At 57.3% G+C, this 23518-nt stretch carries 24 protein-coding genes and 1 pseudogene; 21 read left to right on the top strand and 4 right to left on the bottom strand.

Annotated features, from left to right (window positions below):
* The first annotated feature begins 129 nt into the window (after positions 1-129).
* The 5 genes from CQ011_RS04315 (at position 130) to CQ011_RS04295 (ending at position 5480) form a co-directional block, all read left to right on the top strand.
* Complete coding sequence (locus CQ011_RS04315) at positions 130-402, top strand: DUF3039 domain-containing protein (protein WP_229677163.1); 273 nt, start codon at positions 130-132, stop codon at positions 400-402.
* A 59-nt stretch (positions 403-461) separates the two neighbouring features.
* Entirely contained in the window at positions 462-2228 is a 1767-nt protein-coding gene (locus tag CQ011_RS04310; protein WP_105674920.1) for a DEAD/DEAH box helicase, read from the top strand.
* A 389-nt stretch (positions 2229-2617) separates the two neighbouring features.
* The gene (locus CQ011_RS04305) at positions 2618-3979 is read left to right on the top strand and encodes a bifunctional lysylphosphatidylglycerol flippase/synthetase MprF (protein WP_502692873.1); all 1362 of its coding nucleotides are present in this window, start codon (positions 2618-2620) and stop codon (positions 3977-3979) included.
* Positions 3979-4821 (top strand): DMT family transporter, encoded by an 843-nt coding sequence (locus CQ011_RS04300; protein WP_105674916.1) that lies wholly within the window; start codon positions 3979-3981, stop codon positions 4819-4821. Before CQ011_RS04305 ends, CQ011_RS04300 begins: the two co-directional genes overlap by 1 nt.
* Positions 4818-5480 (top strand): DUF998 domain-containing protein, encoded by a 663-nt coding sequence (locus CQ011_RS04295; protein ID WP_105674914.1) that lies wholly within the window; start codon positions 4818-4820, stop codon positions 5478-5480. Before CQ011_RS04300 ends, CQ011_RS04295 begins: the two co-directional genes overlap by 4 nt.
* A gap of 57 nt (positions 5481-5537) precedes the next feature.
* Here the strand turns inward: CQ011_RS04295 and CQ011_RS04290 are convergent, their stop codons facing one another.
* Complete coding sequence (locus CQ011_RS04290) at positions 5538-6155, bottom strand: isochorismatase family protein (RefSeq protein WP_105674912.1); 618 nt, start codon at positions 6153-6155, stop codon at positions 5538-5540.
* Positions 6156-6214: 59 nt separating this feature from the next.
* Positions 6215-7513: a nicotinate phosphoribosyltransferase gene (locus tag CQ011_RS04285; RefSeq protein ID WP_105674910.1), complete on the bottom strand. Its 1299-nt coding sequence runs from the start codon at positions 7511-7513 to the stop codon at positions 6215-6217.
* A gap of 117 nt (positions 7514-7630) precedes the next feature.
* On the opposite strand from CQ011_RS04285, the gene clpS reads away from it, so the two are divergent.
* The 9 genes and pseudogenes from clpS (at position 7631) to rdgB (ending at position 13519) form a co-directional block, all read left to right on the top strand.
* Positions 7631-7915 carry an ATP-dependent Clp protease adapter ClpS gene (gene clpS, locus CQ011_RS04280; protein WP_105674908.1) on the top strand — a complete coding sequence of 95 codons (285 nt, stop codon included), beginning with the start codon at positions 7631-7633 and terminating at the stop codon, positions 7913-7915.
* A gap of 5 nt (positions 7916-7920) precedes the next feature.
* Positions 7921-8499 carry a DUF2017 domain-containing protein gene (locus CQ011_RS04275; RefSeq protein ID WP_105674906.1) on the top strand — a complete coding sequence of 193 codons (579 nt, stop codon included), beginning with the start codon at positions 7921-7923 and terminating at the stop codon, positions 8497-8499.
* 3 nt (positions 8500-8502) lie between these two features.
* Positions 8503-9426: a glutamate racemase gene (gene murI, locus CQ011_RS04270; protein WP_105674904.1), complete on the top strand. Its 924-nt coding sequence runs from the start codon at positions 8503-8505 to the stop codon at positions 9424-9426.
* Positions 9423-10217 (top strand): annotated as a pseudogene (locus tag CQ011_RS04265) (MBL fold metallo-hydrolase); the annotation flags it as partial. The gene murI and the pseudogene CQ011_RS04265, both read left to right, overlap by 4 nt.
* Before the next feature lie 237 nt (positions 10218-10454).
* Positions 10455-10874: a cupin domain-containing protein gene (locus CQ011_RS04260; protein WP_353616157.1), complete on the top strand. Its 420-nt coding sequence runs from the start codon at positions 10455-10457 to the stop codon at positions 10872-10874.
* Positions 10875-10956: 82 nt separating this feature from the next.
* Positions 10957-11409 (top strand): carboxymuconolactone decarboxylase family protein, encoded by a 453-nt coding sequence (locus CQ011_RS04255; RefSeq protein ID WP_105674900.1) that lies wholly within the window; start codon positions 10957-10959, stop codon positions 11407-11409.
* Positions 11410-11604: 195 nt separating this feature from the next.
* Positions 11605-12045 carry a PACE efflux transporter gene (locus CQ011_RS04250; RefSeq protein WP_105674898.1) on the top strand — a complete coding sequence of 147 codons (441 nt, stop codon included), beginning with the start codon at positions 11605-11607 and terminating at the stop codon, positions 12043-12045.
* 107 nt (positions 12046-12152) lie between these two features.
* Positions 12153-12887, top strand: a complete 735-nt coding sequence (rph, locus tag CQ011_RS04245) for a ribonuclease PH (protein ID WP_105674896.1) — start codon at positions 12153-12155, stop codon at positions 12885-12887.
* Positions 12884-13519, top strand: a complete 636-nt coding sequence (rdgB, locus tag CQ011_RS04240) for an RdgB/HAM1 family non-canonical purine NTP pyrophosphatase (RefSeq protein ID WP_105674894.1) — start codon at positions 12884-12886, stop codon at positions 13517-13519. Before rph ends, rdgB begins: the two co-directional genes overlap by 4 nt.
* A 112-nt stretch (positions 13520-13631) precedes the next feature.
* On the opposite strand, the gene CQ011_RS04235 is transcribed toward rdgB, so the two are convergent.
* Entirely contained in the window at positions 13632-13940 is a 309-nt protein-coding gene (locus tag CQ011_RS04235) for a hypothetical protein (protein ID WP_105674892.1), read from the bottom strand.
* Positions 13941-14257: 317 nt separating this feature from the next.
* On the opposite strand from CQ011_RS04235, the gene CQ011_RS04230 reads away from it, so the two are divergent.
* The 5 genes from CQ011_RS04230 (at position 14258) to CQ011_RS04210 (ending at position 18089) form a co-directional block, all read left to right on the top strand.
* Positions 14258-14650: a GntR family transcriptional regulator gene (locus CQ011_RS04230; protein ID WP_105674890.1), complete on the top strand. Its 393-nt coding sequence runs from the start codon at positions 14258-14260 to the stop codon at positions 14648-14650.
* Positions 14643-15572, top strand: a complete 930-nt coding sequence (locus CQ011_RS04225; protein WP_105674888.1) for an ABC transporter ATP-binding protein — start codon at positions 14643-14645, stop codon at positions 15570-15572. The genes CQ011_RS04230 and CQ011_RS04225 overlap by 8 nt, the downstream gene beginning before the upstream one ends.
* Positions 15560-16258: a hypothetical protein gene (locus tag CQ011_RS04220; RefSeq protein WP_105674886.1), complete on the top strand. Its 699-nt coding sequence runs from the start codon at positions 15560-15562 to the stop codon at positions 16256-16258. Before CQ011_RS04225 ends, CQ011_RS04220 begins: the two co-directional genes overlap by 13 nt.
* A gap of 276 nt (positions 16259-16534) precedes the next feature.
* Complete coding sequence (locus tag CQ011_RS04215; protein WP_105674884.1) at positions 16535-17542, top strand: 3'-5' exonuclease; 1008 nt, start codon at positions 16535-16537, stop codon at positions 17540-17542.
* An 82-nt stretch (positions 17543-17624) separates the two neighbouring features.
* On the top strand, positions 17625-18089 hold the full coding sequence (locus CQ011_RS04210) for a GtrA family protein (RefSeq protein ID WP_181147980.1): 465 nt from the start codon (positions 17625-17627) through the stop codon (positions 18087-18089).
* Positions 18090-18195: 106 nt separating this feature from the next.
* Here the strand turns inward: CQ011_RS04210 and CQ011_RS04205 are convergent, their stop codons facing one another.
* A complete protein-coding gene (locus tag CQ011_RS04205; protein ID WP_105674880.1) occupies positions 18196-19137 on the bottom strand; it encodes a hypothetical protein in 942 nt (313 codons plus the stop codon).
* Positions 19138-19187: 50 nt separating this feature from the next.
* Between CQ011_RS04205 and CQ011_RS04200 the strand changes: the two genes are divergently transcribed.
* Together CQ011_RS04200 and CQ011_RS04195 are read left to right on the top strand one after the other, a co-directional pair.
* Complete coding sequence (locus CQ011_RS04200) at positions 19188-20351, top strand: exonuclease SbcCD subunit D (protein WP_105674878.1); 1164 nt, start codon at positions 19188-19190, stop codon at positions 20349-20351.
* The gene (locus CQ011_RS04195; protein ID WP_105674876.1) at positions 20348-23413 is read left to right on the top strand and encodes an AAA family ATPase; all 3066 of its coding nucleotides are present in this window, start codon (positions 20348-20350) and stop codon (positions 23411-23413) included. The genes CQ011_RS04200 and CQ011_RS04195 overlap by 4 nt, the downstream gene beginning before the upstream one ends.
* The last annotated feature ends 105 nt before the right edge of the window (positions 23414-23518 follow it).

Raw genomic sequence — 23518 nt, 5'->3', positions numbered from 1 at the left:
TGCTGGTAGTGCCGATAATTGTGGCGTGGGTGGGGCGCGCGGAAGGGGGCTAAGCAAGGTGGTGGGGGACTCGTCAAGGGGTAGCGCGTGTGGATAAGCTCCCACCGTTTGAGGTGCCTGCGGCGGGCAATGCGTACTAGACTTGAAGCCATGGTGGAACAGTCTGAGGAAACCCGTGGCGGAACGGCAACGATCGAGCGCACAGACACGAGTCAAAGTGTCGAAGCCGGAGATCATGAGCGCTTTGCGCACTATGTGCAGAAGGAAAAGATCATGGAGTCGGCGATGTCCGGCGAGCCGGTGATCGCGCTGTGCGGCAAGGTATGGACCCCGGGGCGGGACCCGAAGAAGTTCCCGGTATGCCCCGAATGCAAGGAAATTTACGAAACCCTGATGGGCTAAATTGCTGCGCTAAGCACTAGGTAATACGGCAAGCAGCAGGCACGTTCGGGAAAAGGTATATGACCGAGACACTTTTTGACTTTGGTGACAAGCTTCCACTGGAAGACAAGCTCCCACCGGCGTACCCAGAAAGGGCGGCCTGGGGAACCGGGCCGAAACTTCGCGCCTGGCAGGCCGAGGCGCTGGCCAAATATTTTGACACCGAACCACGGGACTTTATGGCCGTGGCGACCCCCGGCGCGGGTAAAACTACCTTTGCGCTGCGCCTGGCGAAGGTGCTGGTGGATTCGGGCAAGATCAACCGGCTGATCGTCGTCGCGCCCACGGACCACCTGAAAAAGCAGTGGGCCGATGCGGCGGCGCGCGTGGGCATCTCACTGGACCCCAATTATAAAAACTCCGATGGGCGGCACGGCTCGCACTATCTGGGGGTGGTGGTGACCTATGCGCAGGTCGCGCAGAAGCCTGCGGTGCACCGGGCCAAAACCGAGGGTGCTCGCACGCTGGTGATCATGGACGAGGTGCACCACGCCGGGGATGCGCTCAGCTGGGGCGACGGTATTCGTGAGGCCTTTGAACCGGCTACCCGCCGGCTTGCGCTGACCGGTACGCCGTTCCGCTCCGACGCCGCTCCGATTCCTTTTGTGCAATATGTGGATGAGGGCGACGGGATTCGCCGATCGACCGCTGACTATTCCTACGGTTATGGCAAGGCGCTGAAGGATAACGTGGTTCGCCCGGTGCTCTTTATGGCCTATTCCGGGGCGATGCGTTGGCGTACGGCCGCGGGCGAAGAAATGGAAGCCGAGCTGGGCGCCGGATTTACCAAGGACGTCACCGCGCACGCCTGGCGTACCGCGCTGGACCCGCATGGGGACTGGATTCCCTCGGTGCTGCGCGCCGCGGATCGGCGGCTTTCCGAGGTGCGGCGTACCGTGAAGGACGCCGGTGCCCTGATAATCGCCACCGACCATGAAGATGCGCGCGGTTATGCCACACAGCTGGAGGCAATTTGTGGCGAGAAGGTCACCACGATCCTCTCCGATGACCCCAAAGCCTCGCAGAAAATCGACGAATTTGCTGCCTCCGAATCGCGTTGGATGGTGGCGGTGCGCATGGTCTCCGAGGGTGTGGACGTGCCTCGGCTCTGTGTGGGCGTGTATGCGACGTCGACCTCCACTCCGTTGTTCTTCGCTCAGGCGGTGGGACGTTTTGTGCGTAGCCGTAAGCGCGGCGAGGTCGCCAGCATGTTCCTACCCTCGGTGCCGGTGCTGATGGCACTGGCTAACGAGATGGAAGTCGAACGCGACCACGCGCTGGACCGGGAGGGCGACAAACTCGAAGACGGGTTAGATGACGCGTTTTTGGAGGAGGCTAACCGCGAGGAGAAAGCCAGCGATGAGCTGAACAAATCCAAGTTTGAGGCGCTGAACTCTCAGGCCGCCTTTGACCGGGTGCTTTTTGACGGCGGTGAATTTGGTACCGGCGCCGAGCTGGGTAGCGACGAGGAGCTCGGCTTCTTGGGCATCCCTGGTCTGCTGGATACCGAACAGGTTTCCGCGCTATTGCGTGAGCAGCAAAATAAGCAGATTAACCGTGGTGTCACGAAGCCGGCCCCGGTCAGTGATCATCGGCGGATGATGGATTTGCGCTCGAAGCTGTCCAAGAACGTGTCCGCGTGGGCCTCGCGTACCGGGATGCCCCATGGGCAGGTGCACAATAAGTTGCGCAGCGTCTGTGGTGGTCCGGCGGTGCCGCAAGCTACCGTCGATCAGCTTCAGGCACGCATCGACAAACTCCAAGACTGGTTTGTGGGACGTAAATAACCTTCGCGGTAGCAGGTATCGGGTCTGACCGGTGCGATACTACCGCTATGACCAGTAGTAATATTTCTGCCGCAGCCCGGGTGCATCAACGCGATCGCGCCCGGGCTGCCGCGTCTTATTTAGCCATCTTTCTGGCGGTGGTGAGCCTTTTTGGTCCGCTATTGCACCCGCTCACCGCGCTGATTTCCGGGTGGTTGCAGGGTCCGGTGACCTTGTTCCCCGAATTTCTGACGCAGATTTCACGCATTTACGCGGTGTTCGGTGCCTTCGGCTTATTTGTTGTCGCCCGGTATCTGCGCACCGGAAATGCGGTGGCCTGGGCCGGATCGTTGATTTTGTTGCTGGCCAATGCGGTGCTCCATTTGGGCAAGCTCAGCGACTGGCCGGTGATGGTGTTATCGGTGGCCGGCGGAATCTGGTTAGCCGCTAAACATCGTGCCTTCCCGGTGTGGCCGGGCAAGTTTCTGACTCGGCGGGTGCTGTGGATCAGCGTCGGTGCGCTGGGCGTCGCCACCCTGATCGCGGGCGGATTTTTTGTACGCCAGATGAAGGTCGGGCATCAGAGCATCGCCGGGGAGGTGCAAACCCTGTTTGGTGCCTTTGGCGGAGAGCTGCAGGAGCGCGGTGCTCATCCGCGCTGGGAGTTGGCTGCGGCGTTGATCATTTGCCTTACGGCGATGGTGCTGTGGTTCCTTTATGACTCGAACCGCACTAGGCCGGCCGGAACCCGCGAACAGCTCGCCGAACGAGAGCGCGCCCGAGCGGTGGTGCTGGCCTATGGCGGCGGCACCCTGGATTACTTTGCTTTGCGTGATGACAAGCAGTATTTTTTCCTCGGCGAGTCGGTGATCGCCTATGCGGTGCGTGGATCGGTCTGCTTGGTCTCTCCAGATCCGATCGGCCCCGAGACGCAGCGCGAAGAAATTTGGGCCGAATTTATGTTGCTCGCAGAGCGCCGCGGGCTCACTGTCAGCGTGCTCGGCGCGGCGGCAAACTGGCTGGATATCTACGAACGCTCCGGTCTGCGCGCGGTGTATTTAGGTGATGAGGCGATCGTGGAAACCCAAGGGTTTTCGCTCGACGGCAAAAAGTTCAAATCCTTACGTCAGGGTCATGCGCGGTTGGCTCGTGCCGGGTACACGGTGGTACATCGCAACCCGTTGGAGATTGACGGATTGCTGCGCGCACGGTTGACCGAGCTTGCAACCGAAAGCCGGCAGGGCGAGGTGGAGCGCGGTTTCTCCATGACCCTTTCGCGCCTCTTTGACCCGGTAGATAAAGAACTGCTGCTCTCCATTGCGCTAGATGCCGACGGGGTAGCACAGGCGTTTATTCAGTGGGTGCCGGCGCCTGCGGTTAACGGCTGGTCCTTGGATGTGATGCGTCGCAGCACCGCCGAACAAGTGCCCGGCGGGCTGACCGACTTTGTCATCCTTGAAACCATCTTTAAGCTGGGCGCCGAGGGGGCTGGCGGGCTGGGGCTGAACTTTGCGGTGCTGCGCGAAGCGATCGCCGGCGCACCCGATGCCTCGCTCTTTGAGAAGCTGGTGGCACGCCAAGCATCTAAACATGCCCAGGTCGCCTCGCTGTGGAAGTTTAATGCGAAATATGATCCGCGCTGGCAACCCCGCTATGCCGCGGTGGGCACCGTAGACCTGTGGTTGACCCAGGGATTAGCGATGGCTCAGGCCGAAGGTTATGCCGATGTGCCCGGTCTTTCCTCACGTATTAAAACTCCGGAGCAAAACTAATGGTGGCCGGGCTGATCACCGCACTGATCGCAAGTATTTGTTATGGCAGCGCCTCGGTGTTGGAAGCGGTGGCCGCGCGACGTGCCGACGGGTTAAAAGTTTTTACCCAGCCGCTGTACCTGATGGGTTTGGGTTTGGATGGTGTGGCGTGGGTGGCCTCGCTGGTGGCACTGCAATTTTTGACCTTGTTCACCGTGCAGGCGCTCATCGCCGGTTCGCTGATTGTGACAGTCCTGCTAGCCAAGGTGGTTTTTTCTACGCGGCTGGGCACCTCGACCTGGTGGGCCATGGGATTGCTGGTTGCCGGATTGGTGGTGATCGCACTGGCTACCGGAGAACAACCTGCCAGCGGTGCGCCGCGCCTCTTGGCTCCGGTACTGGGAGCGGTGATGTTGTTGCTGGTGGCGCTCTTGTTGGTGCTTTATCGGCGCCGGGTACCGCTGGCGATGTCGATTTTAGCCGGTCTTGCTGCCAGCGTCTCCGCATTGGCCGCGCGTGGCCTGGAACTGAGTGGTTCGCTGTGGCAGATCCTGATGCAACCTTTGCTCTGGGTGCTGTGTGTGGCCGGGGTGGTGGCAATGGCCAGCTACACCAGGGCATTGGAACATGGCTCGGTGGGTGCAATGACGGCGGTCTTCACCGTGATCGAGGTGGTGATCCCCGGGGTGGCAGGCATGCTGCTACTGGGAGATGCCTCCCGGCCGGGCTGGGAAATAGCTAAGTTTGTGGCGATCGCACTGAGCCTTCTGGCCTGCGTGTGGTTAGCTAAACAACCCGGGGCGGATCCGGTGCATGAAGCTCAGAGCACGCAGGTTGACGAAGAAAAGATGGCAGGACGATGAACATGAAAATGTTGGATCGGGCAAAGATTTACCGCACTGCGTTGCGCCTCGGAGCGGTGGCCTATTCGAGCGGAATGCTCGGCGAGGCGCTGCTGGGTTGGAAACTGGACCCCCGGGTGACCCTGCTTTCCGAACTGGCGGCGCGAGACCGCGAGCATCGTCGACTGTTCCAGGTCCTTGATCTAGGGGCGGGGAGCCTATTTGTGACCGCCGGAATGACTCAGCGCAAAAACGGACCCAAGCGTTTAGGAACCTGGCTGGAAGTTTTTGGTGCGGCGACTATCGGCGATGCGCTCAGCCCACTGGATTTTCCGATTTCCCATGAGCATTTACGCCCGGGGCACGCGCAGAAGCAGTGGACCCCAAGTATTAGCCACACGATGCACTACGTGACCACCACCGTGGCAGGGGTGGCCGCCGCCGGGATCTGCCTGGAGCACTGGAAGATACAGCGTTCGGGCCAAGACTCGGACAGCTTAGCCGCCCGGATCTTACGCACCTGCGCGGGTCCGGCCGTGGGAGTGCTGTTGCTTAGCGAAACGCTCACGGTGGTGTTTCCCAAGCTGCTTCCAGGCGTGGTGCAGCGGGTGCAAACTCTAGCCTTCTCCGCGCTTTGTCTAGATCTTGCGTCCCTAGATGGCGCGAAGCCACGGAATTAAACACCAACGCCGCCGAACAAATTTATTGTTCGGCGGCGTTGGTAGTTAAGCGTTGGTTTAGGGTGCGGGGCTGAGCGGTTCCAACCCGAGGGTGAGCACCGTGGCGCCGGCCTCGCGCAGTTCCGTATAAACCTTTGGCAGGTTTTCCGGGGTGACCGCTGCGGTCAACGGGGCCAGTACGGTGGTGATGAACCCGGCGGCTGCGGCATCGATCGCGGTGGCTCGCACGCAGTGATCGGTAGCGATTCCTACGATGTCTACCGTGGTGATCTCGCGCTCGCGCAACCAGTCGACTAACAACATGCCAGATTCATCCTCGGGCGCGGCGTTCGGATCGAGCAGACGTGCCTCAAAACCCGAGTAGGCGGCAGCGAAGCGACCTTTGGCGAAGTGCGCGTCAACTTCCATCGCGGCGATCTGTGGGTGCAGCGCCGCACCGGCGGTTCCAGCCACACAGTGCACCGGCCAGGAATCGACAAAATCAGGGGTGTCCGAGAAGTGGGCACCGGGGCTGATATGCCAATCCTGAGTGGTAACAATGGCTGTGTAGGAATCTCGGCGGGTGTCTACGTCGCTGGCGATAGCCGACGCGACGGCGTTACCGCCGGTCACCGCCAGCGCGCCGCCCTCACAGAAATCGGGCTGGGCATCGACAATTAGCAGTGCTCTACTCATAAGTTTCTCCTAATCATTGCGAGTGAGTAGGGGTTTTAACCATGATACTGCCTGAGTGCTTAGTCTTCGCGCATAATCGTGGGGATGACCGGCTCGCCGCGCTGCAGCTTGCGTGCCACCCCGGGCATTTCCTGAATTGATGCGTAGTGACGAGCGCGCGCCTTCTGGACGCCGGAGGCACCAATGTAAGACTCATCGATCTCGCCATTGGTGACGAATGGAATCGAAAGCTTACGCTCCGGACCGCCGGTGCTGAATTCCGAAAGCGAGACAACCTCGGCGGTGGCACGGTTGCGTTCGTTGAGCTGACGGATCGCGTGCTTGCGTCCGCCCACGCTGGTCTTATTTGCCGCGGCCTTAGCCACCGGAATCCATTGACCGGCCGAATCCTGCCGGGCCACCAACTTGTACACCATCGAAGCGGTGGGATGCCCGGAGCCGGTCACCAGTGCGGTGCCCACCCCATAGGAATCGACCGGGGCGCTGGCAAGCGCGGCGATCGCGTATTCGTCGAGATCTGAGGTGACGGTGATCTTGGTGTTCCAGTTGCCAAGGTCATCGAGTAGCTCGCGGACCCAACCGGCCTGGGCGATGAGATCGCCTGAGTCCAGGCGTACTCCGCCAAGCTTCGGACCGCCAACCTTGACCGCGGTGCGCACTCCGGCTTCCACATCGTAGGTGTCTACTAACAGCGTGGTGTCCTTGCCCAAGGAGTTGACCTGCGCGGTGAATGCGGCTTCCTCGGAATCGTGGAGCAGGGTGAAAGAGTGAGCGGAGGTGCCCACGGTTTTGATGCCGTAGCGTGCTCCGGCCTCCAAGTTAGAGGTGGAATCAAAGCCGGCAATAATCGCTGCACGCGCGGCGGCGACCGCTGATTCCTCGTGGGTACGACGGGAACCCATCTCAATGCACGGCCGGGTACCGGCCGAGGCGATCATCCGTGAGGCGGCGGAGGCGATAGCCGAATCATGGTTCAGGATCGAGAGGATGTAGGTTTCAATAACGCAAGCCTCGGCGAAGGTCGAACGCACCGTGAGGATCGGTGAATTCGGGAAGTACAACTCGCCTTCGGCGTAGCCGGTGATCTCACCGGTGAACTTGAAGTTTTCCAAGAAGCTCAGCGTTTCCTTGTTCACCACCTTGGTGTCCGAAAGGAACTTCAACTGTGCCTCGTCGAAATGGAAGTTCTTTAACCCTTCGAGCAGGCGCCCGGTGCCGGCAACCACGCCGTAGCGTCGTCCCTCGGGAAGGCGGCGCGCGAAGGCTTCGAAGACCGAGGGGCGGTGAGCCGCGCCGGAGGCGAGGGCCGCCTGCAGCATGGTCAGCTCGTAGTGGTCGGTGAAAAGGCTGGTGAGCATGTGGTGCTCCTGATCGAAGAATGAATGGACCGGCCTTTACTGTATAACGGCTCACGCTTGCGGTGATATTCACAACGCACCGTGTGTACCGCGGTGTTGGGGCGTAAAATGGAAATTATGACCGCTATGCCCGATGTAATATCTAACCCCGAGACCGTTAAGGCGCAGGATAAGGCCTGGCGTCTGATCGTGTGGAATGACCCGGTAAACCTGATGAACTACGTTTCTTACGTGTTCCAGTCCTATTTTGGGTTCACTCGCGAACGCTCCGACCAGCTGATGCTGCAGGTGCACAACGATGGTTTTTGTGTGGTGCGTTCCGGCTCCCGAGAGGCCATCGAATCCGATGTGCATGCGATGCACGGCTTCGGTTTACAGGCAACCATGACTCAGGAGGCCTAAGCTACGTGGCTAAAGCCTTTAAAAATGGTGCCCGCGGCATCACCGGTTCCTTGGCGGGCCCGGAACGAAAATTATTGCGTGAACTTTTTGGCGACGTGATTACCGTGCTCGAGGAACGCGCACAGATCCACGAACTACCCGAAGATCTGGATCCGCTGTACGCGCTGACCGGGATGCGCCCAGAATCGGCGAACCTGCCCGAACCTTCCGACGCCGCGGTTAAACGGCTGCTGCCGGATGCCTCGGATGATAAAGATGTGGCAGATGAATTCCGCCGGCTGACCGAAGCGGATCTGATTACCGAAAAGATTTCTTTGTTACGCCGTGCTCAGCTGTTGTTGGAGACCGAGAAACTGGTGCTTTCGGTTTCCGAAGCCCAAGGTTTTGCGCGTGCGCTGAACGATGTGCGGCTGGTGCTTGCCGAACGGCTAAACATTCAAAGCGAAGCCGATTCGGAACGAATTTCACAGTTGGTGGACGCCGCGAAGGTGACCACCTCCGAAGAATACCTAGGCCTAGTTTACAACCTGGTCTCTTGGGTGCAGGACACCTTGATGCAGGCATTGATGAGCGCGGAGCGCTAGGTCATGAATTCTTATTTCGCCTCCGGTCCGGTCAGCGCGCCACAAGCTAATACGCCCATCGGCATTTTTGACTCCGGGGTGGGTGGGCTGACGGTGGCGCGTGCCATTATCGATCAGCTGCCCGGTGAATCTTTGATCTATGTGGGAGATACCGCCAATTCACCTTACGGTCCGCTGCCCATAGCCCAGGTGCGCGCTAACGCGTTGGGTGTGATGGATGAGCTGGTGGACGCCGGGGTGAAACTATTGGTGATTGCGTGTAACTCGGCCTCCTCGGCGGTGCTGCGTGATGCGCGTGAGCGGTATACCGCGCGCTACGGTATCCCGGTGGTCGAGGTGATTCAGCCTGCGGTGCGCCGTGCGGTGGCGGCGACCAAAAATGGGAAGATCGGGCTGATCGGTACCCAAGCTACGGTGGGCTCTCGTGCCTATGAGGACGCCTTTGCCGCCGCTCCAGCATTAAAGGTTCATGCGGTGGCCTGCCCACGGTTTGTCGAATTTGTGGAGTCCGGAATTACCGCTGGTGCCGAACTGCTGGAACAGGCCGAAGAGTATTTGGCTCCGCTTAAAGCGGCCGGGGTAGACACACTCATCTTGGGCTGCACGCACTACCCGTTGCTGACCGGCGTGATTTCTTATGTGATGGGCGATTCGGTGACCTTGGTGTCCAGCGCCGAGGAGACCGCGAAAGATGCGTTCCGTGCGCTGACGACCCATCAATTGATGCGTGATGATCAGTTGGCGGCGCGTCATGAATTCCTTGCCACCGGGAACGCTGATAGTTTTGGGGTATTGGCTCGCCGGTTCCTCGGACCAGAAGTGTTGCAGGTGCGCCATGTGGACCATGTGGCCGCCCACTATCCCACCGGTGCGATCACCAGGCTAACCCCGGAACTGATTGCCGCGGCGAAAGCGAGTAAGCAATGAAGCTGACCATTATCGGTTGCACCGGGTCATTCCCTGGCCCGAGCTCCCCAGCGTCCTGTTACCTGGTGACGGCCTTTGACGGCACCCGTGACTGGAAGATCTTGCTTGATTTGGGCTCTGGTGCACTGGGCGTATTGCAGCGCTACACCGATATTAAAGACCTCGACGGCATCATGATTTCTCACCTGCACCCGGATCACTGCATGGATTTGTGCGGTATGCACGTGGCGATCCGTTGGGATCCGAACGGCTGGAATCGCGAGCGGATGCTGGTACACGGTCCTGCCGATACCGCTAATCGCATCGAAACCGCTTATGGGTTGCCTGAGGGCGACACCATGCACCAAGACTACGACTTTAAGCATTGGACACCGCTGAAACCGGTGAACATTGGGCCGTTTACAATTACCCCGTACCCGGTGCGTCACCCTATCGAGGAGTCCTACGCGTTGCGCGTCGAGGCCCACGAACCGGGCCCAGACGGGGAACTGCTCACCAGTGTGCTGACCTATTCCGGTGATACCGATACCTGCCAAGGATTGGTAGATGCTGCCAAGGACTCGGACATGTTCTTGTGCGAAGCGGCCTTTGAAGAAGGCCGTGACGACGCGATCGATGGAGTGCACCTGACCGGTAAACGTGCCGGAGAGATGGCCACCCAGGCCGGTGCCGAGCGCCTATTACTCACTCACATCCCGGTCTGGACCGACATTAACAAGATCGTTAATGAGGCAAAGGAAACTTACGATCGCGGTATTGCGGTGGCAATTTCCGGGGTGACCTACGGCGTGTACTCCGGAACCCTGAAGGAAGAGAAGCACCCGACTCTCTTTAAGGGCAATCTGGGTACCGATTACCTCAAATCCCGTACCGGCTCGTTGCCAAAGATCAATTATGAAAAGGTTCGCAAATTCCCGCTGCTCAAGCGCAAGAAGTAGCGAACAACAAAGACTGACAAAGCTCACCGGCGGAACTGATGTTCCGCCGGTGAGCCTTTTAACCCAAAGTCTTTTCCTTGACCCGGTTTCATGCCTCGGCCATCCTTAGAACCACCGCACCTAGTGATTGTTGAGGCACCGATGAAGAAATTTTCGCTCACGGCTCTGGCTCGCACGCAAGTTCGTCAGGCTCTTGTAGCTCCGGCCGGGCGCAGCGCCAGCACCGTCTTTGGCGGTCATGAGCATACGATGCGGCAGGCCGTGATTGGGATCAAAGCTGGAGTGGCGCTTCAGGAGCATGAAAATCCGGGAGAAGCCACGGTGATGGTGCTGTCCGGGCGGATCACGCTCACTTCGAATGGTGATTCGTGGGAGGCCCGCACGGGGGACCTGCTGTTGATGCCGGCCGGACGTTCTCAGCTGAGCGCCATCGAAGATTGCGCAGTGTTGCTCAGCGTGGCGAAGTTGGGCCGCCCGGGGGTGTCCGAGGTGGAAGCAGATCTAGTCTGAGATTTTCCCCGTTTAGGTGGCCTAGATGGCTAAGCTGAAAGTGGGGAACACCTCCACTGAGTACTGAAGAGAGACGGGCGCTATGTCAGCAACATCAAATACCGCGGTTAATCTGGGCAAAGTACATCCCGAGGTTTATCAGGCCATGATCCAGTTTAATCAACAGGCCGATAGCGCATTTAAGGCTTCGGGACTTGACCCGTTGATAGCCGAACTCATCAAAATTCGGGTGTCGCAACTTAATGGCTGTGCTTTCTGCTTGCGCATGCATCAGCGAGACGCGATCAAACTAGGTGAGAGCATGGATCGCCTCGCTGTCGTAGCAGCTTGGTGGGAATCGCAGTACTTCTCCGAGGTAGAGCAGGCAGCGATGGCGTTGGCTGAGGAAATTACTCAGTTGCCGGTACCGCAACATAAATCGTGGAACACCGGGGTGCTGAGCGACGAGCAGGTGTCAGCGATTAGCTGGTTGGCGATTGTGATGAACGGATGGAACCGAATCGCCATTCAAAGCCACTACCCGGTTGCTCCGTAATTGGCGTCATCCGTGAAATGAAGGGCGCACGCGGAGCCATCAACTGGTGAGTTTGCTCATCGATGCCTAGCGCGCCGATTTCTTGCGTGCTAGCTTGGAAGTGATTCCTCAGTTGACCTGCGGAACTAAAAACTTGTTACACCATGGACGCGAACCCGCCAGGACTTCCTATGGACTATTCATAAGGAGCACCTCGTGTCCCCGGTTCTACGACGTATCGTTTACGTTTTTTCTTACGAGCTATTTGCTATTTTGCTCACCTCGGTAGCCTTGATCCTGATGGGATTTGGTGGAGGAAACTCCGGGATTGTCGCAGTAACGTCCTCAGCCGTGGCCCTGATCTGGAATTACGCCTGGACCTCTGCATTCGAAGCATGGGAAAAACGCCAAGAGGATCAATCACGATCTGTGGCTCGCCGGGTGGTTCACGCGGTGGGTTTCGAAGCCGGACTGGTGCTCATTCTTGTGCCGATCCTGGCCTGGATCCTCTCGGTCACGCTGTTAGATGCTTTGATCTTGGAAGCCGGGCTGTTGGTGTTCTTCTTGTTCTACACCTTTGCCTTCTCTTGGCTCTTCGATCGGTTTGTACCGCCTGCGCGGTCCACGCCGGCCAAGGCGCAGAACAGCACGCGGTAAAAATCGCTGGCATGCTCACGCCGCGCGGCTCCTGTTGCACTAAACACCCCTAGCGTTCGGTGTCGTCACTGGCGAAAACGAGGCTGCGTTTTCGCTACGATGGAAGTATGACTTTACGTGCCGACGGCCGCAGCGCCGCGCAACTTCGTGACATCACCATCACCCGCGGATGGTCCACCCAAGCCGAAGGTTCGGCCCTGATCGAATTCGGAAATACCCGAGTACTCTGTACCGCTTCCTTCACCCAGGGCGTGCCGCGCTGGCTCAAGGGCGAAGGTACCGGCTGGGTCACCGCCGAATACGCGATGCTGCCACGTGCTACCAACACCCGTAACTCCCGCGAAGCAGTGAAGGGAAAGGTTTCGGGTCGCACCCACGAGATCTCCCGGCTGATCGGACGTTCCCTGCGTGCGGTAGTTGATACCAAGCAGCTGGGCGAAAACACCATCGTGCTGGACTGTGATGTCCTACAGGCCGACGGTGGAACTCGTACCGCAGCCATCACCGGCGCCTATGTAGCGTTGGCCGAGGCTATCGAGTGGGCTCGGGGCGAAAAAATCCTGAAGGCCAATGCAAAGGTACTGACCGACTCGGTGGCAGCGATCTCTGTGGGCATCATCGATGGCACCCCGATGCTGGATCTACCGTACGAAGAAGACGTTCGCGCGGAAACCGACATGAACGTTGTGGTGACCGGTAGCGGTGACTTCGTCGAGGTACAGGGCACCGCCGAGGGCGCACCATTCAAGCGCGACGAACTTGATGCACTACTAGATCTCGCCTTGATCGGCACCACCGAATTGGCGCAGATCCAGACCGAAACCCTGAAGAATTCCAAATGAGCCAGCCGGTTCTTGTCCTAGCCTCACGTAATCAAGGCAAACTACGCGAACTGCGTGAGTTGCTGCGCGGCCAGGTGCCCGGTCTGGACGTCGACACTCAGGTGATCGACGCAGCTACCGCAGGAGCCCCGGATCCGGTAGAGGATCAGGTGACTTTCGAAGGCAATGCTTTGAAGAAGGCGCGAGAAATCAGTGCGGCGACCGGGCTGATTGCGCTCGCCGACGATTCGGGTCTGAGCATCGATGTACTTGGCGGGGCGCCAGGGATCTTCTCCGCTCGCTGGTCTGGTGTGCACGGAAACGACGAAGCGAACATTGACCTGTTGCTTGCGCAGCTGGGGGATATCGCCGCCGAACACCGCACCGGTGCATTTGTTTGCGCCGCGGCACTTGCGACACCGCAGGGCACCGAACATGTTCAGCTGGGTAAGCTGTTGGGCAGTTTGCGTACCGAGCGTGCGGGGGACGGCGGATTTGGTTATGACCCGGTCTTCCAACCGGCAGAATCGAATCGTTCGCTGGCTCAGTACACTGCCGAGGAAAAGAACGCGATCTCACATCGCGCGCAGGCCTTCGCACAGTTGCTTCCGGTGATTATCGCCGAGGTCACTAAGGTGCTGAGCTCAAACTAGCAAGTCTTTTTCAGTACATTTAAATCCGGACGTTGCCTTAGCAACGTCCGGATTTTTTGCGTCTAGCTGTAGTTCGAATAACTGGGAAGGGGCGCTGAGAGCGTGGGAATACTCAGCTGGGATCGACTAGATCTGAGTTCTCGCCGCGAAGTTTCTTGGCTGCTTCTGCGGTGGGCAGTGCGAGCTGTGCGTTGCTGCCTATAGCAATGGGCTCGGCGCCTGAAGCGGATGTCAGTGCGATGGTATTCCTGCTCTGGACGTTATTGGTGAGGTGAGGCTGGGAAGCAGTTGCCGTGGAGCTACTCGGGGCGCCGGCTAGTGCCGCTGCGACGAGGGTTAGCGACGAGATCATCATCATGAGTTTCTGCGATTCACGCCTTCGCCCGTCAAATGAGTCGGGCTGAAAAGGATTGAGGGACATCGTGACGCCTCCTAGCTTGTTATCGAAATTCCGATACCTACATTTTCATGTTTCGTCACCAGCCTGTGGAGATCCATTGCGCAGGTGGGGAGCCAGCTTTATTCTGAGTATTCCTTGCTCGCCTCAGACCTTGTCCTTGCTGGTCAGCATCAATATTTAGCTGATCGCAGACGCGCTAAGTTCGTATTTCCTGAAGTTACTTCCCGGCCTATTGCTTGCCAAAGAGTCGACGTGGTTCTATGGTTAGTTACGTGAGTAACGAACCAACGAACTGAGGTTCTTTAGTTGGTTCCAAGTAAAGGCAGGAGGTGCGTGGTGTGATCGACGATTCAAAACCAATTTTCATTCAGATCGCTGAGCTGATCGAAAACGACATCTTCTCTGGCGTCCTGGCCGAAGAAGGTCAGGTGCCATCCACCAATGAATTTGCCGCCTTCTATCGGATTAACCCGGCAACCGCGGCTAAAGGAATAAACAAACTCGTAGAAGAGGGTTTGCTCTACAAGAAGCGGGGAATCGGAATGTTCGTAGCCCAAGGCGCGCCGGAACGTCTACGGCAGAAGCGCAGACAAAAATTCAACGACCAATACGTCCAGCCCTTGGCAACCGAAGCAGGAAAGCTCGGCATCGGAGTCGAAGAACTCATGGACATGATCAAGTCGGCGCAACCCATCATCGATGTAGGACCAGGAGGATCTCGCCATGTCTGAGCAAACCCCAGTTGTAGTACGTAACGTCAGCAAGACGTTCAAAGATGTTAAGGCCTTGGACGACGTGGACTTGCAACTGGATTCTCACAAAATCTACGGTCTGCTCGGACGCAACGGAGCGGGTAAAACCACACTCATGTCGATCTTGACTGGGCAAGGGTTCCCCGACGCTGGCGAGGTCAAGGTCTTCGGCCATACGCCCTTTGAGCATGACGGGACACTCTCACGGATCTGCTTCATCAGGGAATCGCAGAAATACCCCGATGAGTACAAGGCCTTCCAGGCGTTCAAAGCCGCAGCTCTCTTCTTTGAAAACTGGGATGAGCAGTTGGCCCAGGAACTGATCGCCGACTTTAATCTTCCGCTCAAACGCAAGATCAAGAAGCTCTCACGTGGTCAGCTCTCCGCGGTAGGTGTAGTCATCGGGTTGGCTTCTCGTGCCGAAGTCACATTTTTCGACGAACCATATCTGGGCCTTGATGCGGTAGCTAGGCAGATCTTCTACGACCGACTGGTTGAAGACTTCGCTGAGTACCCGAGAACCATCGTGCTCTCAAGTCACCTGATTGACGAGGTAGCCAATCTGCTGGAACACGTGATCATCATCGACTCGGGACGCATCGTGATGGATGAGGACGCAGAATCACTGCAGGGAGCCGCGGTCACGATTAGCGGCAAGGCAGATGTGGTCGCAGAGTTTATTGCTAACTATCCGGTGATCCATCGCGATTCGCTGGGTGCACTGGCAAGTGTGAGTATCCAGCAGCGATTGACCCCGGCCCAGCAAGCCGAAGCCAGAGAGCTCGGTCTTGAGCTGTCGCCAATGTCGTTGCAGCAACTCGTGGTCCGAACCGCCATGGGACGCAACGTCCTTGCAACACCTCAGGAGCAGACGAAGGAGAGGGCATCATGGAACGCGTAATCAAAGTTGCTCGGATGCAGCTAATCAACAAGTGGGTCTTTATTGGCTTGCCACTGCTGATTCTCGGCTGCGCGTTTGTCTTCTCATTAGTGATCTTCTGGATTGTTCGCGAGAACGGTGGCGAAGGAACAATGTACGGCGGCGGCGCGCAGGCACCGATGTGGTATTTCCTCGCACTGGGAATCCAAGCCTTGACCCTAACCTTCCCGTTCTCTCAAGCGATGAGCGTTTCGCGCCGAAGTTTTTACCTTGGCACAGTGCTGCTCTTTGGAGTGTGTGCCCTAGCCTTGTCCGTCTTCTACTACCTGATGGGTCTTCTCGAAAAGGCCACCGGTGGATGGGGGTTGGATGCGCGGTTCTTCGCCTTGGAATGGGTGGCCGACAATAATGTCGCGGTACAGATTGGCTTCTACTTTGTGCTGATGGTGCTGCTGTTCATGGTTGGCTTCCTGATCGCTACTATTTACATGCGCTGGCGCACCACTGGACTGCTCGTATTCTTCATAGCTTTGGGAGTGCTGTTGCTCGGAGTTATTGCACTGCTGACCTTCAACCAGCTCTGGGGTAACTTCTGGACCTGGGCACTGACATGGACCGCCGCAGGCGTGACCTTGTGGGGCGGTGTCGTGGCGGTAGTGATGGCTGGCGGTTCGTACCTGACCTTGCGCAAAGCGACCGTAGCCTAGAAGCCCTTCGGCTCAAATGCCCTTGTCACGTTTAGACGTGGCAAGGGCATTTGAGCATGCACCACGGACTCGCTTTCGGTGCTTGTAAAGCGTGAGTGTGACAAGTCTGTGTTGCCGCACGTATTCAACATCAAGACTGTGTCGCAAAATCGCAGGTCATCCGGCATTTAATCGTCGAATATCAGCCTTGAGAAATGCGCAACTCAGGAGGAGGGATTATCCACACATTAGACTTCGGATGCTGGCCTTTGAGCATTAACGAGTAAACTGTCATGCGTGGCATTGGACTTCACAGCATTAGATTTTGAAACTGCAAACGGATTTATCGGATCGGCCTGCTCGGTAGGCCTGATCAAGGTCCGTTCCGGACGCATCGTCGAAACCGAACAGTGGTTACTTCGACCGCCGGCAGGTTTTGATCACTTCGACCCGCGAAACGTCTCGATCCACCACATCACCGAAGACATGGTCACCGACGCACCACGCGTGGGGGAGAAGCTCGGTGATCTGCTCAAATTTGTCGGATCCGACGTGCTTGTAGCGCATAACTCGGCCTTCGACTCCGGAGTCATTCGTGCCGCCTCGGAAGCCAGCGAACTCGCTGTTCCCGAAATCGCACATCTTTGCACGGTCAAACTTGCCCGCAAGGCCTATGACTTACCCAGCTACTCGCTGCCGTTCGTGGCAGAAGAAGCCGGCCACCCCATCGAGAATCACCACCAGGCGCTCGCCGACGCTGAAGCCTGCGCGTGGGCAATGATCGATATCGCTCAACGAAGTGATGCTCAGTCCGTCTTGCACGCGGCAGATCACTACAACGTCGGGTTGGGGCTCACCGCGTCATGGAAGCCGGGCGAAGAATTCTCCCGCGCCACCCGAGACGCGCAAGGTTGGATGGCCAATGGCCACCCGATGCCTGCCTCAGATTCCTTTGGCTCCTGGCCACAGGAGGGGGAGAACCCCGAACCAAATATGGATGCCGATCGTACGCACCCGTTATTCGGCCAGGTTATGGTGTTCACCGGAAACCTCTCGGTACCGCGGCCCAAGGCTAAACAGTGGGCGGCTAACTACGGCGCACAGACCGCCTCGCGAGTCACCCGAGCTACCACCGCATTGGTGGTTGGTGATGGATTTGTTCCGCAGGATCTGGCCAACGGACGTTTGACCAACAAAGCCAAGCAGGTGCTGAAGCTCCGTGACAAGGGCCAGCGTGTGGAAATCATCTCGGAGGGTGAATTTATGCAGCTAGTCGAGGGCTTTGGAATGGCTGTTCAAGGCTGAATCCTGACCGTCCGAATAATTTTTATCTACTAAACACCACGAGGTATACGTGAACAACAAAAATGGCATGCTCACTAGACTCATGCGATTTATTGGAGTTGGCGGATTCTGCTTCGTAGTTACTTTGGTCGTCAACTACGGGTTGAAATTCACGGTGCTCGAAGCGCATCCAACCACTGCATTTATCATTGCTAATGCTGTTGCAACTGTGGTCTCCTTCGTGCTGACCCGGCAGTACACGTTCCAAAATCAAAACGACGCGTACCGTAAGCGCATTCAAGCCATTGGCTTCTTTACCGTGTCGTTGATCGGCATTGGTATCAACTCCGCTCCGCTCTATGTTTCGCGCTGGGTCCTGGGATTCCACTACCCGCAGGTCTCTTTTCTCAGCCAAGAAGTAGCGGACTTTATCTCCGGGCCGATTATTGGCACATTGCTAGCGATGGTATTCCGTTGGTGGGCACTGCATAAGTTCGTTTTCCCAGATTCACAGAAAATTGACTTGCCCGAGGAACCACAGGAAGTACTGGTCTCTTCCAAGGGATAAGCGAGAACCAGCAGTTTTCTAGCAGTACCTCTCACCTTGTACAAATGACTCGGCCCGGAACCAAAAATTTGGTTCCGGGCCGAGTCATTTAAAACGTTTGGGAGGGTTAGTCCACCAGGGCCATCCATCGGTCGTGAAGCTCGGAGATGATGTCATCCAACGCTGATGCTGGACGGTCACCTACAGCATCAGAACCATACACTGCAGCCAGCAGGGCTACCGCGTAGGCGTCGGTTTCTGGATCACGGCTGTCGTCTTCCTCAGCTACTGGGGCATCTGCTGCCTCGATATCCGATTCTTCCTCTACCTCGGCTGTGCCACTGGCGTTGAAATACGCGGCGTAGGCATCGGTAGGGGACAGGTGCAACGAATCGCGCACCACGGTCACAACCTGACGCAGGGCATCTGCCGAGGGACCTTCAAGTCCTTCGAGCATAGCTTCCCATTCATTGCCAGATGCCTGCGAGCGTTCAATCGCGGAGCGGACAATACGGGCGGCGGCTACCGTGGTTTTTGCAGCCTGCTCATCATGAGTCAGGTATGCGGCGGCACGGGACAGCGCCTCGGTAGTGGATTCTGGGACACGGGAGAGCAGCGCTACCGCAGCAGCACGTGGAAGCACGCCAGTGGAATCCGCATTCACACCGTTAGGGCGTCCGCGTTGGCCCATATCTTTGGATTTCAGGCCCGACATGTTCAGCGGGTCGCCAGCCATCAGGCCGTCATGAATCTCGACCTTCTTCATTTCAAGATCAATCCAACGCTTTAATGGTTCGGGCGCACCGGTCGGGAAGGACCCGGTTAGCTGAGAGTAGGCGCGAAGCGAAGCGAGCCATATGCAGGCCAACTCGTCGCTGCCTACACCATCTTTGGCCCATTCGAGGGCTTCAAGCAGCCCATCGACCATATAGAGCGGGAGTAGTTCGGTGGCACCGGGATCGATATCGTCCCGGGCGTGGGTTGCGCCGTCGGCTAGGCCGAGCAGGATCGCGAACACCTTGTCTGAGTAGTTCTCTGGCAGGAGTGCAATTTCACCGGTTTCATTCACAAGTACATTCTAGTGCGCAAACTGTCCGAGGTATTGCATAAGGTGGGATCATGCGATTGCTTCACACCTCAGACTGGCATTTGGGCCGTACCTTCCATGGTGCGTCGTTACTCGATGCCCAGCGCAACGTACTGCAAGAAATCATCGATATCACCCGCGAACGCCAAGTGGACGTGGTGTTGGTGGCCGGTGACATTTATGACCGTGCACTGCCCCACGTGGATGCGGTGCGTTTGTGCAACTGGGTGTTGGCCGAGCTTCGCAAAACCGGAGCCACCCTGATCTTAACGAGCGGCAACCACGATTCCGCCTCCCGGCTAGGATTTGCCTCAGAACTCCTGGATTCTGCCGGAGTACATATTTTCGCAGATACCTCACGCATGCTCGAACCGGTAGTTCTCGAAGCAGATGCGCACCGCGTGGCCGTGTATGGGATCCCATATTTGGAGCCACGGATGGTAATGGACGAGCTTCAGGTGGAAAAAGCCAGTCATGAGGCAGTGGTGGCAGCGGCCATAAACCTGATCGACGGGCACCTGGGAGAACTACGAAAGAGCGGCACCCCGGTGGTGTCCGTGGCAATGGCACATCTTTTTGCCGCCGGCGGTGAAGGCAGCGACTCGGAACGTGAGCTAAGTACCGGCAACTTGGATGTGGTTCCTGCGCGGCTCTTTGAGAATTTTGACTACACCGCGTTAGGTCACCTCCATGGACGCCAGCGCATCGCCGAGAAGATCCGTTACTCGGGTTCTCCTTTGGCCTACTCCTTCTCGGAAGTGAACCAGCGCAAGGGGGCCTGGCTGATCGATACCGATGCGCAGGGAATTACTGGTTACGAAGAAGTACTGCTTTCGGTACCGAAAAAACTCGCCATCCTGCGCGGAAATCTCGAAGATCTTCTTGTCGATAAGGAACTGTCCTTCGCCGAGGATGCTTGGTGTCAGGTGACGCTGACCGATCCGGAGCGCCCGGCAGATGCGATGAGCAAGGTGAGGACTCGCTTTCCCGACACCGTGGTGCTCGCCTTTGACCCGCAAGGTGGCAAGGCCAAGGAAAAGTCGACGTATTCAGACAGGATGGCTAGAGCAACAAGTACCGCCCAGGTCTGTACGGACTTTATTGAACATGTCAGAGACCGGCAGGCCGATGAACTTGAACGGGAACTGCTCGACTCGGTCATCCGCAGCACGCGTGAAGCACAGGTGAGCACATGAGAATTCATAAGCTTCGTATCCAGGCCTTTGGTCCTTTCGCCGGAGTCGAAGAAGTCGACTTCGATGAACTGTCCGCTGGCGGATTGTTTTTACTTGATGGCCCCACGGGTGCCGGCAAATCTAGCATTCTCGACGCAATTTGCTACGGCATATATGGTTCCTTGCCTGGAAATCGAACCGGTAGCCGGCAGATCCGCTCGGATCATGCGGCAGAAGGAATCGAACCACAGATCATCTGCGAACTTACCGTGGGAGACCGTCGTTTTGAGGTGACTCGTTCCCCAGTATGGATGCGTCCAAGCAAGCGTGGTAAAAACGGGGTCACCGAGCAGAAAGCTTCTAGTACCCTGCGCGAACTGGTCAAAGGACAGTGGGAGGCCTTGTCGACCCGTAATGATGAAGTAGGGCAGATCCTCGGTGGCTTGCTAGGTCTAGACCGTGATCAGTTCACCAAGGTGGTTATGCTCCCGCAAGGTGGGTTCGCGGATTTCTTGCGTGCCAAGGCCACCGCACGTGAAGACCTGCTCAGCAACCTGTTCGATACTAGTGACTACGGGAAGATTGAGGACGAGTTCAACCTGCGTCTTGCCGAAGAACGCAAAAAAGCCGCAGAAATTGAGGCTAATCTCAGTGCCCGTGAAGATAGTATCCGTCAGGACGCCACAGCCTATCTTTCTAGTCACGAGACCGTGGATCCCGACGAAGCGTTAGAAGATGTCGCGCCACCAGCGGACCTGGCAGCTGAATTCGCGGACTATGAGACCCGAATTTTCGCTATGTATTCCTTCCGTCAGGAAGAGACCTCAACGTTGCGCCAACGGCGAGATCAATCGCTGAAGAACCAAAAATCCGTGGAAGAACGTCGCCGAGTTTTTGCGCGCCGTGCCGAATTGAGCGAATTAGAAGCCGAACACGCTAAGAACCACGCGGCTGCTCTGCGCGCCGGAACGGCACTTGACCTAAACGCCAAAGCCTCCGGAATCCGAGGCTATGAGGCACAGGTCAAAGAGACAAAAAGCAGCCTCGAAGCCACGGTTAAAGACTGGCACGAGTCGCAGCTCAGCGTAGCGAACAGCTACGACTTGCAGACGCAGGCAAACAGCGACGATTTGGAAGTTCTTCGAGCGCGAGCGGTGAAACTCAATACCCGTCTCGTGGTGCTCAAGGCAGCGCTGGCAGATGAGACTAAGCAGCAGAAACTGCAAGAAGAACTCAAAGAGACACAGCTACAAGTTAGCAAACAGCAGGAAATCCGCGAAGATGCGGAGCAAACTCTTCAGACGCTACGTAGCGAGCGTGAAGAACTATCTGCCGATCCACAAAAGCTAGATGTTGTCGCCGCCGCTGAGCTCAAGCAACAAGCTACCGAGGAGCTCAAAGCTGCCCAGGAACTAGTGGCGCAGATCAATCAACGCGAGAAGCTACAGAAATCATTGACCGCAGCGGATATTGCGTATGCGGAACAAAGTCTGAAACTCAATGCTGCCGAGTCTGCGTTGATCTCAGCGCAACGCCTGCAGTTAGAACAGACCGCCTTGCGTCTTGCTGCTGCTTTAGAGGACGGCGCGCCGTGTCTGGTTTGTGGCTCGCTTGAACATCCGCAGCCGGCACAGGCTGAGGATACTGCTGAGCTCATTGATGACGAGCAGATTGTGGCGTTGGAGAAGGTCGTGCACTCAGAACGCGAACTTCAGGGTGCGAAGGCCAAAATTCGGGATGTCGCGACTACCAAATTTGATACGGCAGCCGAGTCTGCGAAAGATGCAGATCTTGCCACCGGACAATCGCATGTCCAGGCAGCGCAGGTAAAGCTGGATGAATCTACCGCCAACCAGGCGGAAGTGACCAAGCTGGTGCAGAAATTAGAGTTGCTGCGTACCGGTATCGAAAAGGAAACCGCTAAGGTTGCGCAGGCTACTCTTGCCCACGCTACGAGCAGCAAGCAAGTTGAATCGTTGAGCGGCCAAATTGCCGAGCTTGACGTCAAACTTGCGCAGCTACGCGAGGGGAGCGATCTAGGGCTCAACAAGCTGGTGACGAACGTGCGAGCCGAGTTCACGATCTTCAACCGGGCCTACAACGCACTGACAGATCATTTATCTGCCATCGCCGACGCAAACAAAGCGGAGGCTACGTGGATCAAACAACGCGATGAAGCCGGCTTTGAAACTGACCAAGACTACGCTTCGGCTCTGCTCAACGAACAGAAGCGTGAAGAATATCAGCAACTGCAACACCAGGACACGGTGCGTGCCAGCGCCATCACGACGCTCAAAGCATCTGCGGATTACCTTCGGGCCAAGGATCTGACGGCCCAAGGAATTGACGCACCCACCGAGGAAGAAACACTTCGGGTCAACGAACACGTTGAAGCGACCGAGCAACGGTATGAGTCCGCGCGTCAGGATGAGGTCCTAGCGCAGACACAACTGGAACGCCTGCGTACCTCCGTGAAGGCTTTGAGTGAGTACCGTGCCGATTCTGGGCCGGTCATTGACGCGTATCGGAGGCTGCGAGATTTGGCCGACGTGATTCGTGGCGGGGGAGAGAACAAATACAAGATGACGCTGAGCACCTATGTGTTGGCGGCGCGTTTGGAAGAAGTTGCACAGGCTGCCACCGAGCGACTGAAAATCATGTCCTCCGAACGTTATTCGTTGCATCATGATGATTCCACCCGCGGCAATTCAAAATCTGGTCTGGGATTACGCGTGCGGGACTCATGGACCGGCAAGGAACGTGACACCCAGACGCTGTCCGGCGGTGAAACGTTCATGGCTTCACTGGCTCTGGCACTGGGACTGGCGGACGTAATCTCCCATCACAGTGGTGCGGTAGATATGCAGACCCTCTTCGTGGATGAAGGGTTTGGTTCCCTTGATGCCGAGACTCTAGAACAGGTGATGGAAGCGCTGGAATCACTGCGTGCAGGCGGACGGATGATCGGTTTGGTGTCCCACGTTTCGGAGATGAAACAGCGAATTACTAACCGAGTCACGGTTATCAAAACCCAGCACGGTTCCACAATTGATATGACCCCAGAAGTGATGCTCACCATCTGAACTAGACATTGACCAAGACGCTGGTATCTTGAAGGTAGTGCCATTAGGCATGTCTGGGAAATTTTGTGTGTCGGGGGGCGTGGGACGACACACGCTTTGTTGTGG

This window comes from Arthrobacter sp. MYb213, from assembly GCF_002979915.1.
Taxonomy (GTDB): domain Bacteria; phylum Actinomycetota; class Actinomycetes; order Actinomycetales; family Micrococcaceae; genus Glutamicibacter.
This window is presented reverse-complemented; position numbering and strand designations above follow the sequence as displayed.

Coding starts and splice junctions, on each gene's coding strand:
- CQ011_RS04290 (WP_105674912.1), bottom strand. CDS start 6,155: ATGAGTAGAGCACTGCTAATTGTCGATGCCCAGCCCGATTTCTGTGAG.
- CQ011_RS04200 (WP_105674878.1), top strand. CDS start 19,188: ATGCGATTGCTTCACACCTCAGACTGGCATTTGGGCCGTACCTTCCAT.
- CQ011_RS04305 (WP_502692873.1), top strand. CDS start 2,618: ATGGTGTTATCGGTGGCCGGCGGAATCTGGTTAGCCGCTAAACATCGT.
- CQ011_RS04195 (WP_105674876.1), top strand. CDS start 20,348: ATGAGAATTCATAAGCTTCGTATCCAGGCCTTTGGTCCTTTCGCCGGA.
- CQ011_RS04225 (WP_105674888.1), top strand. CDS start 14,643: ATGTCTGAGCAAACCCCAGTTGTAGTACGTAACGTCAGCAAGACGTTC.
- CQ011_RS04285 (WP_105674910.1), bottom strand. CDS start 7,513: ATGCTCACCAGCCTTTTCACCGACCACTACGAGCTGACCATGCTGCAG.
- murI (WP_105674904.1), top strand. CDS start 8,503: ATGAATTCTTATTTCGCCTCCGGTCCGGTCAGCGCGCCACAAGCTAAT.
- rdgB (WP_105674894.1), top strand. CDS start 12,884: ATGAGCCAGCCGGTTCTTGTCCTAGCCTCACGTAATCAAGGCAAACTA.
- rph (WP_105674896.1), top strand. CDS start 12,153: ATGACTTTACGTGCCGACGGCCGCAGCGCCGCGCAACTTCGTGACATC.
- CQ011_RS04300 (WP_105674916.1), top strand. CDS start 3,979: ATGGTGGCCGGGCTGATCACCGCACTGATCGCAAGTATTTGTTATGGC.
- CQ011_RS04260 (WP_353616157.1), top strand. CDS start 10,455: ATGCCTCGGCCATCCTTAGAACCACCGCACCTAGTGATTGTTGAGGCA.
- CQ011_RS04295 (WP_105674914.1), top strand. CDS start 4,818: ATGAACATGAAAATGTTGGATCGGGCAAAGATTTACCGCACTGCGTTG.
- CQ011_RS04220 (WP_105674886.1), top strand. CDS start 15,560: ATGGAACGCGTAATCAAAGTTGCTCGGATGCAGCTAATCAACAAGTGG.
- clpS (WP_105674908.1), top strand. CDS start 7,631: ATGACCGCTATGCCCGATGTAATATCTAACCCCGAGACCGTTAAGGCG.
- CQ011_RS04255 (WP_105674900.1), top strand. CDS start 10,957: ATGTCAGCAACATCAAATACCGCGGTTAATCTGGGCAAAGTACATCCC.
- CQ011_RS04235 (WP_105674892.1), bottom strand. CDS start 13,940: ATGTCCCTCAATCCTTTTCAGCCCGACTCATTTGACGGGCGAAGGCGT.
- CQ011_RS04315 (WP_229677163.1), top strand. CDS start 130: ATGCGTACTAGACTTGAAGCCATGGTGGAACAGTCTGAGGAAACCCGT.
- CQ011_RS04210 (WP_181147980.1), top strand. CDS start 17,625: ATGCGATTTATTGGAGTTGGCGGATTCTGCTTCGTAGTTACTTTGGTC.
- CQ011_RS04310 (WP_105674920.1), top strand. CDS start 462: ATGACCGAGACACTTTTTGACTTTGGTGACAAGCTTCCACTGGAAGAC.